Origin of the sequence: Ochrobactrum sp. BTU1, from assembly GCA_018798825.1 — a bacterium.
In the GTDB taxonomy this organism is placed as follows: Bacteria; Pseudomonadota; Alphaproteobacteria; order Rhizobiales; family Rhizobiaceae; genus Brucella.
Window position 1 is genome coordinate 911,613 of sequence record CP076356.1, and the last position, 12,701, is coordinate 924,313.

Sequence of the window (12,701 nt, forward strand, 5' to 3'; positions counted from 1 at the left end):
TTAAGAGGATGCAGATCCGTGACGGACTTGAACGCTAGACCCTCCTCAGTTTACAACGAATTTGCGTCTTCGCTATGGATAGAAGAGCTGAGCTGTAATTTCTCTACAAACTCTATCCTCTTTGCACGCGTCGATACGAATCGTAATTACTACGATCCCATCGTGTGTAGCGGAATCGTTTTACAACAAGAGACCGATATAGTGCGCCTAATTGGAATCTTGGACAAACTTAACGCTGATCAGGGCACATTTAACTCGATATTTCCCACAACCCAACTCCACCGCGAGGTTTTTGCGGACGGCTTCTCCGGATCGTCATCGGTAGGGTTCGTATATCGAGATCGGTTCTTTCAGTACTGGGTTTTGCTCCTAAGTTTTCCTCCAGGAATTTCTCTGCCGAGTGAAGCAGAGGTCAAGATCGCGGCAATGTCTATATGTAACGACTACACGCTTTTTCGAACAGAAACGGAGCGAGTACTTCGCCAAGCTCTGATCGATCGCGTCCATAAGCTTGAGGCAACCGCAGCTTTCTCCTCAAGTTTCGCGCACAGTCTCAACAACAATCTGTCGATTGTCCTTGGCTACTCAGAGATGCTCCTCCTCGATGCACCATCGCAGATCCGGGTCCACTCGTACTCCGAGGCGATATTGGAAGCGGGAACCGCTGCGACTGAATTGGTCGAACAACTGCTAACATATCGAAATATTGCTTCGATTGTAGCACAGCCAATCGTGGTCTCGGAATTCCTCAACAATCTGCGCACCTCATTTGAAGCAGCAATTAATCCTCTAACCACACTGATCTTGGCGCTTCCCGAACATAACCTCAGTTTCAAAAGTTGCGCAAAAGAACTGCCCCCTTTGTTTGTCGAACTTTGCAGACGGGTCGGTTGCACCCTTCAGGAAGGGGAACAGGTCGTTGTGGGGGCCAGTCAAGTTGATTTGCTAGCAGAACAGGTGCTCGCCAGATCCTATCTAGATATCGGTTGTTACGTGCGATTCAGTTTTTTCAAACACACCGACCATCGCATTAAGCATAGGCGCGGAAATGTCAGGCGAGAACCGGATAAATCTCTCACGACAACCTTGAGAACTATTGAGCTCCTTGGTGGTAGAACCGATTTGCAATTTGACGAAGACAGAGGCCACCGCTTCGATATTTATTTCCGCGATCAATCAACCGCAGCCCTTTAGCTTCACCAGTCTCACCGCCCTCGGCCATTAGGTTTTCTGTTCTCCAAGCCACGTGTATCGGTATTATGCTTCTCCTGCGAGTTAGAGACGGCTTTTCGATTTGAAGAAATCTGTTTGAATTCTTTTGGCACTGCGTTTGGATGCGATCTTGTCTTTTCCGCTACTGGTGGCGTATTTGACATCAGCTTTTCCATACTCGCACCCGGGGTACCGGCGGCCTTCGCCGTTCCCAGATCAATTTTCTTCGCCTTGCCTACAAAAACTGGTTGCACCGCAAAAGCAGTGGATTCGAAATTGCTTTGCCTCACACGCCCCTGCTCTCCATTCTCCACAGTCTTTGTCGCTCTGGCAGGAGCCTGTATGCGGGTCGTTCCCCTACCGTCACTGAAATACCCGCCGCTTCGCCGCTGCTTGTTCGAGATCTCGCCTTGAGTTGAATCATCATGGCCACGGGGTCGTTCTGTGTTTTTAAACTTCGCCTTGATGTTCGAGATATCGTCCTTTCCATTTAGTCCGTTTAGGGCGGACCATGCGGAAAGTCTCTCACGGGCTTTACCAATTGCGTCCAAAGTGCGCATCGACTTGAAATCTTCTTTGCTCATCAAGCCGAGCTTGTCCGCACGTTCGCGCAGTGTAACTTTCTCCCCTATTGTCGGAGGCAAATTTGGTAAAGGCTTGTTCAAGGACGGCTGTTTCTGCAACTTCTGGCGCAACTCGCTCAGATCTATGCGGCCGACAAAGTTTTTACTTACATCGGCCATCGGCTTCATGGCGGCCTTAAACGGAAGTTTTCTACCTCCAGCCATCAAAGATTCTCTTAACATAATTACTCCTCCACAATAATGAAATTATCGATAGGTGCCGCTTTTCTGAATAGAGATAATCTTCTCCAGCAACTCTTTTTGTGACGATAGCGCCCGAACTTGTTCATCTAGCAGAAACTCATCTTCATCCGGACTATCATTTTCCTCATCGGTTTCTGGATAGTCATCTTCAACATGATCTTGATCATAGAATTCACTCGCGTACGTTTCAGAGATAACCTCATCATCCTCCGAATCACGAATGAACAGCGGTTCGTCGTCTTCTCCCTCGATTGTGACACCGCTCTTTGTTGTCTCCTCTTCAGCGTCTCGTTCCTCGACATAGTCAAGACTTACAACTGGTTCACTGTCTGGAATAACCAATACTTCTGGTTCAGGCAGTTCGCCCGTTTGGCCGTCAAATATTCTTTTCAGAATTTTGTCTTCGTAGTATTTTACTTTTTTAAGATGTAGAGGCGGCTGCCCCTTAATAAGGACGATCTGCATACTCTCGTCGATCAAGCGCACTTGTTCAGGCCGTAAAAGCTGCGTTCCCTGCTCTGATATTTGAACATTTCCGTCGAATATTTGGCCTTGAGTGTAGGAAACGGACTTGGCCTTGTAGCTGTAATCGCCAATTGACTTCGATATATACGTTGGCGTTTCATCGTCGGCTGTCGCCATGAATACTTGAACACCGGTATTACTGAGAAAGTTTTCTTTACCAGATACCTCATACGCACCCGTTAGCGCCGAGAGACTCTGGATAATGAACATAAAGCGCCCCTTATAACCAGCAATCGTCGTTATCGCTGTCTCGATGGCTTCCAATTTGCCAAGGTGTTTGAATTCGTCCAACAAAAAGAGGACTTCGAACTCTTCGTCCTTAGTCGGCATGGAGCGCTGCAATATCGAAACTATCTGCTGGAAGAACAGCCGGACAAGAGGCGCTATCACTTCAAGGTCATTCGGACTTACGCACAGAAATATGGCAGTCGGATCCCGGCGAAGATCGTAAACAGAGAAATCAGATGTCGTTGTCGCAGCCTTGATGAGAGGATCGGCCCACAAGTTCAAGCCACCATCACCCAATACAGACGTATAGGATGTGAGAATTTTGGAATCGTTACCTGCCATATTATCAAAAATTCGTTGCGCTTCCTTGTTTTTGCTCTCTTCTGCAAGCTTTGCGAACAATTTGTATTTTTCGCCGGGTTGATTGAACAAATCGTAGACAGCCCCAATAGTAGGCGTGCCTCGTTCGATACACGCGAGAATGCCCGCCACGAAGAGATCGCGGGCGCCGTCAATAAATCCTTCGGCACCTTTCCCTTTCGCCTCAATCAAATTCACCGCCAAACGTCGCGTTTCGCTGAACTGCCGCTCAGAAGGCATTCCAACGATATCCAAAACAGGATTGTAGCTGTTCGAACGTCCCAGAGGATCGAAAGGCGCAAATTTGAAGACCTTATCCCCTCTTGCTTTTCTCGCTCGCGAGGTCAGTTCGAAAAGCTCACCTTTAACATCGAGCGCAAGCACAGAGCCGTTGAATGTCAGCAGTGTCGGGATAACTATACCCACCCCCTTACCAGCCCGCGTAGGCGCGACGACCAAGCTATGTGGTTGCTCGCCATTCGTCAGATAGTAACCCGGAAATTTTGGCGACGTTGTCTTTCCGAAAATAGGCCCCGTTACTTTGTGATAACGCCTCAAATATCCCGCAATTGCTAACTCATGCGTACGCGCCCAACGAGCAGTGCCCATATGGTCGACCTGGCCAAACAAAAATATTAGCAAAGCGATAGGAGTGACAACCGCCGTTGCCGCAATAATTATCAATCCACGAGAAAACGCGGGATTTGGGCTTTCAGTATAGAATGGTGTTTCGTACCAGAACGCAAGGAGATCGAACGAATCTAAAACTTCACGATTGAAGCCATGCTGAAAATTTGCATAGATCGTCGCGAAAAAACTTCCCAAAATTAGCGAGAAAACGAACCCGAGCAAAAATGTTCTGCGAAGCTCCCCATAATTCTGCATCTAAAAGCCTCTCATTCTCGACCGGAAACCTCTCGCTCTTTGTTCATTAAACTGCTTCGACGAGAGCTGTCGCTTTGCGAGCCGCTTCGTCCCAACTGGTTGAATTTGGCCAAGGCATTCTCAAGTGCTCCGCCTGATCCCGATGACTTTGAAACCACGTTGACAGGTGATGAAGGTTCAGATCTGATAGTAAGCGGACTGACTTCTCCCGAAGAAAGAGGACTCGATTTGCTGTCAGAAGCAGAATCCGATGAATTAGACCTCAAGCTCTTATCGTCCGGCTTCAATGGCGATACCACGTCCCTAATTGGAGATTTTTCCACCTCAGACTTCGGCGAGTCCTTTGCCGTGACAGCTTCGTCCGTGGAGGAAACTTTGGGAACCGAAGGCGACACTCCGCTCGTGATAATTTTGAGAGGCAAAGGTGCGCCTTTGCGCCTCTCAAGTGCGCTTCCAAAACCCGGAGTCGGACGAGGAAATGACAGTTTCGGCTCCTCGGACACTTTTGGTGTTGCGTCTTTTGAGACCTCTTTTTTCCCAACTACGCTATCAGAATCTCGTACGGGTACTTTCGGACTGCTCAACGCAGCTGCATAGTCTTCGAGGCCGTGACTACTTCTGTTTTTGGTAAAGGACGGGATAGCGTTGGAATCGCCCAGCAAGCCAGCCTTACCAAACTTCTTTGCAAGCTTCTCAGATGAACTCTCAAGCGACGATTTGTCGGTTGATAGTGAACCGCGCCGATCTTCCTTGTTAGTCTGTGGGGCATTACGTTTGGCAAAATTTTTGGTAACAATTAGATTGCCGTTCGCATCTGTTCGAAGCTCCCTGCGGTCACACGCGAAATCGTAACTCTTCCCTTTTATCGTAAGACGTCCAGAACATTCATTACCAGACACGTTGACTGTCAGACTACTCCGTGTTCCAAACCTCTGGTCGCGCGTGTAATGGTCCAAGCTCGGGTTTTTTGGATCGTGAAATTTAACATTATTCGAGTATTTATCGTCGGAGTAATGTGTGACGAAAAGCTCATTGGTCGCACTGCGAATGTACTCTTTGTTGTAATCCTGTTTATTTATCCTGACGACTTTGGTTCCGTCGTCCAAGACAGTAAAACTTCTTGAGCCATCGGGCCCAACTTCAGAAGCGTGCCGTAAAGTTTTTCGATTGCCGCTATCAAGGTCATACAATTTTTCAGTAAGACGTTTTTCGATCCTATCATAAGTAGTATTGGATTCACGCTTCGCTTCGTAATCAACCATGACAGAATAGTTGTGAAAAGCGCCTCTCTTATGCGCCTCTCCACTATCGTCGGGTCGCAATTGCAAAAAATTGAATTTTTTAGCGAAATAACTTTTCGTTACATCTTCGTCTTCTGAGCTCATTATCTTAAGCCTCTCTACAAATTATTCATCAGCGCCCGTAATTAAACGGTCGCCCGCTCTTTAATTCGCTTCTGGGGTCCGGATTTTTAGATGATATGCCGTCATTTGAAGTTTGTGGTGACGACTTTATTTGCACTTGCTCTCGCGCGACCTCATCGGCATTGAAGTTGTTGAACCCCATGCGCCGGAAAACTTGAGCCTGCGCGTCATTTGCCGTCCTCTCACCGCGTTCATATTTGGCAAAAATCGCGAAATTCCCGGTAAATTTTCCAGATCCGTTTCTGTTTTGAACAATAATAGAATCTTTACCAAAACGGTGGCGGCACTCATCTTCGGACATTTTCATTATGTTCTCCGACGAATGAAATAAGTCGTCTTCAAATGGATCTTTTGCCAAAACGAGAGGCGCTTTGTATCGTGGGCAGTCCGCAATATCCTCAGGTAGAGCAAGAGATGAAATTTTGTTCGTGTAGTATCCGCTATCGTGCCGTGAGGTTAGTTCCAAGGTTGAGGGGCAGTAATACGATTTGTCGTAGTTGGACAGAATAAGGACAGAACGTTGCCGCTCCGCTTCCATCGTAGAGGGTTCGCTCCCGTTGGCCGCAGCAACTTGCGCTAAACGAGCTGCACTTCCGTAATTTCCGTCAGGCAACTTGTACAACGCTTCAGGGAAGCCCGACTGACGCACCTCATAAATATTGCCACAACATTTAGCAAATTCCCTATCCGCCTGCTGTGGCGGAAAATCGGCTGCATTGATGTAATGCTCTCCTTGCAGGAGGAAGATTCCTGTTTTACCGAATTTTTTTTGCGCCTGAGCGAGCGTACGCAAATCTTTATCTTTAAAGTAGGCTTCCGCTTTGACAGCTTTGTAAGTGTCGGCATCTTCCCTGAAGATAATTTTTCGGTTCTTCAGCTCTTTCACCAGTGCTTTATCACTTGTGCAAATTTCATATCTTTTCGTGGCAACATTCTTTTTAAGACAACCGATAAATGGCAACTCATCCTTCGTAAAACTTATGCCTTCGTCCTGCTGGTATTTATGGCGCGTCACCAGCTTAACAGTTCCTGTTTCTTCAATATCATTATAGTTTACCGGGATAAGAACGTCAGATGCCATTGCCAATGTATTGACGGCAGTAACACCACGCGCTTTCGAGGTTTTGAGCTTTTTCGCTGGCGGATCTTGCCGGCTCTTACCGGTTTCCGCTTTCGCGTTTCGTTCCGGCGAAAAAAAATCATAAAGCGTTCTCTTCTTTGAAGAGATATTCATAGTCGCTGAACTGGTGGCGCCCCCGGAGATTTCAGTTCCCTGGTTACGTTCGTCTCTTTCTCCCAATTTGCTAAATGGCGTAGTTGACATGACCTTTTCCTTTACGAATTGACTGCTTGCGCCGCATACTCAAGACGTCCGGCCTCGCGGATTTTCGCGGTTCTCTGTCGAGCGCTGTTTCGCTGTCGGATCTCGTTCCCTGTCAAGCGCGGCACGCTGCTGCCGTTCCTTTGTTTGTCGCAATTTTCCATACCGTTCCTCAATGCGGGCAATCCGTTCCGCCTCGTTCTTGGCGTGCTCCGCCCTTCGTCGCTCAATCAGCTCTAATTTAAGCCTGCGTCTGCGTTCGCGGCGTGCCGGCGTATCGCGCAAGCGAGCCATGAGGGCAGACTTACGTCGAATCCTCTCGCCTTTTGTTTGGCGCGGTTGTTGAATTGGCGAAACTTCCTTGTCCGCTAATGGCGGATCTTGTTGCGGTTCAGAACGCTCCGAAATCTCATGCACGCTCCGGCCTGGTACACGACGCCTGCTCGGCCCCGCCAGCAATTCCTGATCAATTTGCTCGTCGCGCCGATCCCGGCGCCGCGCCTCCGAAAAGTTAGCTAGCTCTCGTGAGTGTTCGTCGTCCAGCTGTCCGCTGCCACGCTCGTGGGTGTCCATGTGTTGCACCAACTCAGTAGAGCCCGGACTTTCCGACGAAGGTTCGACGTCCATGACGTGATCGGTCTCGATCTGATCTGTTTCTTCATCGGAAGCAATGTCCATGGCTTCAGCATCAGAACCTTCGTATGTGAGAGGCGCCTGAGAGTATTCGTCAAGATCCGAACCATATATATCTGTCGCCGGAGATCTGGGACTATCACCAGCAGTGCTTCCTCCATAAAGGCTAGCGCCGTCGGACGAAGAAACGGCAAGCGAGGAAGCGAGATCTGGGTCATCGACATAATAATTCGCATTACTGCCTTCGTCTTCTCCATGCTCTCGAACAATAACTCCCTGGCGGAGTAGAACGCGGTATCGAGCAGCCGAAAGCGTGCTCGGTGGCAGGTCACGCGATTCACGGGAGCTAGCATCCAGCAAAACACCATGTCGCATGGCAATCTCAGCTAATTTTTCACGCATGCTGTCATAATTTATATCAGGGTTACGGTGGGAGATCCGTAGTTTCTCTCCGCTGAGCGGCTTTCTATGGACGACAACATGCGTGTGAGGGTGCGGCCGATCATCGTGAAAAAAAGCAACGTAGTCGTAGACACCTCCGCACTCGCCACTAGCGAAAAGCTCAGAAGCCCATTCTCTTCCGATCTGCTTCGCGATGTCGCGGTCGGTGTTAACTGGAAGGCTTACGACGATGTGCGTGGTGAGATCCGTTTTCGATTCACGTCTGCTTGTTGTTTTAGGATAAGCACCATTCTGGCGAATCCAGCTATTCGCACAGTTCTCAAGTTCGTCGAGCGTAATTGTAGTCCCATAACGCGTAGATCGTTCGCCGGGTATCGTGCCATCGCGGGTGAGATATTTAAACTGACCATTCAGTCGTTCTTCCGAACGAGCACCGCCATTATGCACGATATGAACAATCGCTTGATTTGCTCCTGCCATCACACGTAACCTGCAAAATCCCTAGATGAAAACGTCTCATGGCGCATTGACAGCATCGCGTAATCGCTCCCGCCCATCGACACGACGTCTCGATACATTCAATATTTCAGCGAGTTGAGTATCTAGCTTCGCAAACTGTCTTCCAAATTCTGCGCGCGCCTTTGCGAACGCCTCCATATCAACGTCGCCGCTCTCACGGTAGTTCGTCGCGAGCTTTGAGATATTGTCCGAAAGCTTTCCGATTTCGGATACCGCATTTTCCAGAGTGTGACGAATGCCGCGATCTACCTCCAGAAAGCCAGCGATCCGCCGCGCGGCAACGCGCAGAGCGAAGTTGTTCGTGAGTCCCAGGCCCCTGACTTCTTCCGAAAATGCCTCGAATTCGGCTTCACGAAGTCTTACGCTGACGATCTTATATCCGTCTGGATCGATTTTCGTCTCTGGTGTAGGAACAAGCACCTCCGGAATGTTTGAAAACAGATATTTTTCACGATGCGGCATCTCAAACCCTTATTTTAATAATCTCGGCCAAAATTAATTGAGCAACAGATGTACTGTTTACAAATTTAATTCAGGATCGGTTTGAAACGCTCCTCAGTCAATCTTCTTTCAATGACATGATCATTTATACAGTTACAATTGTAATTCTTTTTCTATTTATGTAATTCCTATCGACTTGCTGTCATACACCAAGCCATTATTATTCTACTTTTATTACCTTATTATGAGAGATTATTATGAAGCTTATTACTTTTTGCTCCTTCAAGGGCGGCGCAGGGAAAACTACTGCCTTGATGGGAATTTGTTCGGCTCTTCATTTGCAAGGCAAAAAGGTAGCCTTGTTCGAGGCGGATGAAAACAGGCCGCTCACACGCTGGAAAACAAATGCCGAGCGTTACAAGACCTGGCAGCCAAGCTGCGAGGTCTTCATTGCCGATGAGTTGCAGTTACTTGAACGAGCTTATGAAAAAGCCCAGCAAAACGGTTTTGATTACGCGCTAGTCGACACGCAAGGCGGCTCTAGCGAACTGAACAACACGATCATAGCAAGCTCGAACTTTCTGCTTGTGCCTACTATGTTGACACCTTTGGACGTAGACGAAGCGCTTGCCACTTATCGCTATATAATTGAGCTCTTGATGAGCGAGAGCTTGGTTGTGCCAACTGCACTCTTGAGACAGCGTGTCCCAGTGGGAAAATTAACGGCATCCCAACGAACAGTTTGGGAGGCTATCGATAATCTTCCACTCGTTGACTACCCGATGTACGAACGCGACGCATTTGCTGCCATGAAGGAACGAGGAATGCTCCACATGACAATAAGTAACACGCAGAACAATTCAGCCATGCGGCTCGTACTGCGCAACCTTGAGAGTGCAATGGAAGAACTCCTCGTTTTGGGACAATATGTTGAAGGGGCCGTAGCGGACCGATAAGTATGGGCATTCGCACACCTTCAAAATCCGTCAATGAAATTCGAAACCTCGCAGATCTTCGATCGAGGAACGACAATGAAAGTGCCCAAACGAACGAACGTCAAAATGACTCGAAGGCTTCTTACCCCCTCGTTGCCAAGGGTCGGGACCTCTCTAGCGCATCCCAGTTAGGTGTCAAAAGCCCCCCACCGCCCCTAACCAATGGACAGCCATCGGAGATCGAAAGGTCTCCCGCCCGTACGGAACAATCGAAAGTCCAAACGCCTTCCGCATCACTTGATACCCAACAACAAGAGCCAAGTGCTTCAAAGCCGAAACGATCTGTCTGGCGGAACACCGCAAATTCGACTAACATTAGCAAGAAAAATGATCGGTCTAGCGCCTTCCAAGACGTGTATATCGACAAAATACAAGTCTACGTATCCGCAGAACTTCCAGCCCCGGGCGTTTCAGACACATACGATCTGGTTTCGCAACATTACTCGCCCCAAAAGGCGCTGCAAATGATTTTGCGCAAGGCGTTGCAGGATTACGACTTCGTTATAGAGAACGGAAAATTCTCAGAATTAGCGGAGATTTACCCAGTTGATGAGGTGGCGCACGGCTTTTTCGTGCAAACCTCGCGAATGATGTCCAAGGAACTGTATCAAATAGCACGTGCTCATTTCGATCCACTTGGCCTGGAAAGCACTCGTTCTTTCGGGAGGAAACTAGCATCCGCAGCGCTTGCAACCTTTTTCTCGCACGAATTGAAGCAAACGATAACACTGAAATAGTTTGCGCGTCCATAATCGGCGGTCGAGAATGGTCATGCTGTCGGGATCGGAAAAAGGAACCCGCAGGCAGTAATTTGGACGGGCTATTCCAATATTCGAAGCCAGTCCGAGACAGACTTCCGACGCATCTTCACCTTTGGTTAGCCGCCCCTAGGACAAGAGTTTAAGCACCCGTGAGTATTCCTGGCGTTCTGACCCATTCAAACCGTGCCCCAGTGCCATACGCTGCATGCGAGGTGGATGGTGCTTCATATAGCGTTTCAGAAATTAAGAATGGCCATAAGTTTTCCACCATTTCCTAACGGCGTCATGGCTTGCTCAGTTATATTGTGATAGATCTCCACACCTCCATTATCAATGTAAACGTTCAGCGCTGTCCGACGCGACGGGGCATAGCGCGTTGCTTCCACCAATTTCTGCTTTTGCGGCAAAGTCTGCTGGATTTCCTCAATCCATACCTTCAGATCGGCCAGAATGGGTCTAGCGTGTTGCTGGCGCAGAGCACGTCGCTCGTCGGGCAGCAATCCCCGGATACGATCCTCATTATCATAGAGCGCAGCGGTATGTGCCAAATCCTCATCGGCGATTGGTGATGGCTTCAGCTAGATCACATCATGGAAATTACGACGCACATGCGCCATGCATGCAGCTTCAATAATCTGGTTGCAGAAAGGCTTTTTTGTAGCAAGCGACTACTCCAGGATTGGTATCCTGATAGTCACTCCCATCGAACAAGTAGACCAAAACCCTGCCTCTCTTATCTTTCCGCGCCCAGGGTCAAAAACATCGACCTGCGATCATCCGTGTGTATTGGATCGACTGCAGCAAGATGCGCTCTGATCACTAAAATGAGTGGCGTAAGCAAATCCGATACCCGGCCGACCCGATCCGCCATGACGGAGCGCGAGATGTCCACCCCAGCCGGGCATACATTTCAGGCAGACGATAGAACGGGATATGATCGTCGAACTTAGCGACCAGGATATGTGTGAGCAATCCAGGTCCTGGGTTGCCGCGGTCGATGGCCAAGGACGGAATCTCGCCAGACACTGTCGTATCGCAGTCCTTGTTGAACATACCCTTTTCAACATGCCGGCACGTGCTCCATCAACTGTACAACCTTATCAGCTGCCTTCAGGAATGAAGTTCCGCCACAGGCCGGACAAGTGCAAGGTGATGAATAAATCCGTTATTCCGTTGGAAGGACATCTGACGATGGTTTGCGCTTTGGCTTTTCGGATGTTTCGTCCAGCTCCGGCAAAGGAGACTTCCAGAAAGCACCTCAGCTTCCGCAGGTGAAGCCTTGGTCTCCTCCCGCATCAGTTCGGATTGCTTGATTGTGTGATCAATCTTTTATGAAGAAGCGCCATGCTAGCGTTGGCGGAGCAGCTCAAGCTGCACACACAAAACGGCGATAATGGTATCGCGCTTTGTGACTTCGGCTTGTTGTGCGCCCAGTTTCTCTGCCTGTTCAGTGACAAGCATATGCCATGCCAATAGCTCATCCTGAGTGTCCTACGGCGTTGTTTCCATACCTAAAAAAATCAAAGCCGATTTGCGCAGCGAGATCTAGAAAATTTGCAGTTTTGCGGAGGGTCCGTGGACATTTACTTTAACGCGATGATGGTTGCGACGAGGTGCCCGTTTGCAGCGTAACTACAGGCAGTTTTCTCATACCGCGTTGCGATCGCTCGAAATTCCTTGATCTTCGCAAAGAAATTTTCGATCAGGTGTCGCCACTTGTATGCATGGCGATCAAAGTCGCACTGCGTCTTTCTGTTTGCTTTTGGTGGTATAACCGCCGCTGTACCACGCTGATCGAGTTCTGAAAGCAACCAGTCCGCATCGAATGCCTTATCCGCGAGCAGCGCTCCGAACGACACATTCAGGCCACGACCGCTGCGCAGCACAATCCCGATAAATACTGGTCTTGCCACAGCTGAAAGCGGCTGCCTCGTAGCTTTTAGCATCGAGGAGTTGCACAGGGAGAAACGCTGCTGATGTATCGAGCGGGTGAAGCATTTGCGCCCTAAACGGCGGACAACACTCGAAATACGCACGTTTGGCGCTCATGACGTCAATGCACCTCCCCCGAAGTCCTGCACGGGGATTTATTCTCTTCGGAACCTCAGATGCAGGAATCAAGGAACCAAGGAATTAACGAATTAACGAATTAACGAATTAACGAATTA

At 48.9% G+C, this 12,701-nt stretch carries 10 protein-coding genes and 1 pseudogene; 3 read left to right on the forward strand and 8 right to left on the reverse strand.

Going from position 1 to position 12,701, the window contains the following annotated elements:
- Nucleotides 1–18: 18 nt before the first annotated feature.
- Nucleotides 19–1,194 carry a hypothetical protein gene (locus tag KMS41_23275; protein QWK80638.1) on the forward strand — a complete coding sequence of 392 codons (1,176 nt, stop codon included), beginning with the start codon at nucleotides 19–21 and terminating at the stop codon, nucleotides 1,192–1,194.
- Between the two features lie 11 nt (nucleotides 1,195–1,205).
- Here the strand turns inward: KMS41_23275 and KMS41_23280 are convergent, their stop codons facing one another.
- From KMS41_23280 to KMS41_23305, 6 genes are read right to left on the reverse strand one after another with little or no spacing between them, the layout of a single operon-like run.
- On the reverse strand, nucleotides 1,206–2,018 hold the full coding sequence (locus KMS41_23280; GenBank protein QWK80639.1) for a hypothetical protein: 813 nt from the start codon (nucleotides 2,016–2,018) through the stop codon (nucleotides 1,206–1,208).
- A 24-nt stretch (nucleotides 2,019–2,042) separates the two neighbouring features.
- Nucleotides 2,043–4,037 (reverse strand): type IV secretion system ATPase VirD4, encoded by a 1,995-nt coding sequence (gene virD4, locus KMS41_23285; GenBank protein QWK80640.1) that lies wholly within the window; start codon nucleotides 4,035–4,037, stop codon nucleotides 2,043–2,045.
- Between the two features lie 11 nt (nucleotides 4,038–4,048).
- Nucleotides 4,049–5,422, reverse strand: a complete 1,374-nt coding sequence (locus KMS41_23290) for a hypothetical protein (protein ID QWK80641.1) — start codon at nucleotides 5,420–5,422, stop codon at nucleotides 4,049–4,051.
- Nucleotides 5,423–5,450: 28 nt separating this feature from the next.
- Nucleotides 5,451–6,785, reverse strand: a complete 1,335-nt coding sequence (locus KMS41_23295) for a hypothetical protein (protein QWK80642.1) — start codon at nucleotides 6,783–6,785, stop codon at nucleotides 5,451–5,453.
- A 39-nt stretch (nucleotides 6,786–6,824) separates the two neighbouring features.
- Nucleotides 6,825–8,297, reverse strand: a complete 1,473-nt coding sequence (locus tag KMS41_23300) for a relaxase/mobilization nuclease domain-containing protein (GenBank protein ID QWK80643.1) — start codon at nucleotides 8,295–8,297, stop codon at nucleotides 6,825–6,827.
- 36 nt (nucleotides 8,298–8,333) lie between these two features.
- Nucleotides 8,334–8,798 (reverse strand): DNA mobilization endonuclease VirD1/MobC family subunit, encoded by a 465-nt coding sequence (locus KMS41_23305; GenBank protein QWK80644.1) that lies wholly within the window; start codon nucleotides 8,796–8,798, stop codon nucleotides 8,334–8,336.
- 236 nt (nucleotides 8,799–9,034) lie between these two features.
- Here KMS41_23305 and KMS41_23310 point away from each other — a divergent pair, with 236 nt between their 5' ends.
- Together KMS41_23310 and KMS41_23315 are read left to right on the forward strand one after the other, a co-directional pair.
- Entirely contained in the window at nucleotides 9,035–9,733 is a 699-nt protein-coding gene (locus KMS41_23310) for a conjugal transfer ATPase VirC1 (protein ID QWK80645.1), read from the forward strand.
- Between the two features lie 2 nt (nucleotides 9,734–9,735).
- Nucleotides 9,736–10,509: a VirC2 family conjugal transfer protein gene (locus KMS41_23315; GenBank protein QWK80646.1), complete on the forward strand. Its 774-nt coding sequence runs from the start codon at nucleotides 9,736–9,738 to the stop codon at nucleotides 10,507–10,509.
- A gap of 284 nt (nucleotides 10,510–10,793) precedes the next feature.
- On the opposite strand, the pseudogene KMS41_23320 reads toward KMS41_23315, so the two are convergent.
- Nucleotides 10,794–12,042: pseudogene (locus KMS41_23320) on the reverse strand (transposase).
- A 74-nt stretch (nucleotides 12,043–12,116) separates the two neighbouring features.
- A complete protein-coding gene (locus KMS41_23325; protein QWK80647.1) occupies nucleotides 12,117–12,479 on the reverse strand; it encodes a transposase in 363 nt (120 codons plus the stop codon).
- Between the last annotated feature and the right edge of the window lie 222 nt (nucleotides 12,480–12,701).

What these genes read in the sequence shown, in the direction of transcription:
- virD4 (QWK80640.1), bottom strand. Translation starts at nt 4,037, where the DNA reads ATGCAGAATTATGGGGAGCTTCGCAGAACATTTTTGCTCGGGTTCGTT.
- KMS41_23315 (QWK80646.1), top strand. Translation starts at nt 9,736, where the DNA reads ATGGGCATTCGCACACCTTCAAAATCCGTCAATGAAATTCGAAACCTC.
- KMS41_23305 (QWK80644.1), bottom strand. Translation starts at nt 8,798, where the DNA reads ATGCCGCATCGTGAAAAATATCTGTTTTCAAACATTCCGGAGGTGCTT.
- KMS41_23300 (QWK80643.1), bottom strand. Translation starts at nt 8,297, where the DNA reads ATGGCAGGAGCAAATCAAGCGATTGTTCATATCGTGCATAATGGCGGT.
- KMS41_23325 (QWK80647.1), bottom strand. Translation starts at nt 12,479, where the DNA reads ATGCTAAAAGCTACGAGGCAGCCGCTTTCAGCTGTGGCAAGACCAGTA.
- KMS41_23290 (QWK80641.1), bottom strand. Translation starts at nt 5,422, where the DNA reads ATGAGCTCAGAAGACGAAGATGTAACGAAAAGTTATTTCGCTAAAAAA.
- KMS41_23280 (QWK80639.1), bottom strand. Translation starts at nt 2,018, where the DNA reads ATGTTAAGAGAATCTTTGATGGCTGGAGGTAGAAAACTTCCGTTTAAG.
- KMS41_23310 (QWK80645.1), top strand. Translation starts at nt 9,035, where the DNA reads ATGAAGCTTATTACTTTTTGCTCCTTCAAGGGCGGCGCAGGGAAAACT.
- KMS41_23295 (QWK80642.1), bottom strand. Translation starts at nt 6,785, where the DNA reads ATGTCAACTACGCCATTTAGCAAATTGGGAGAAAGAGACGAACGTAAC.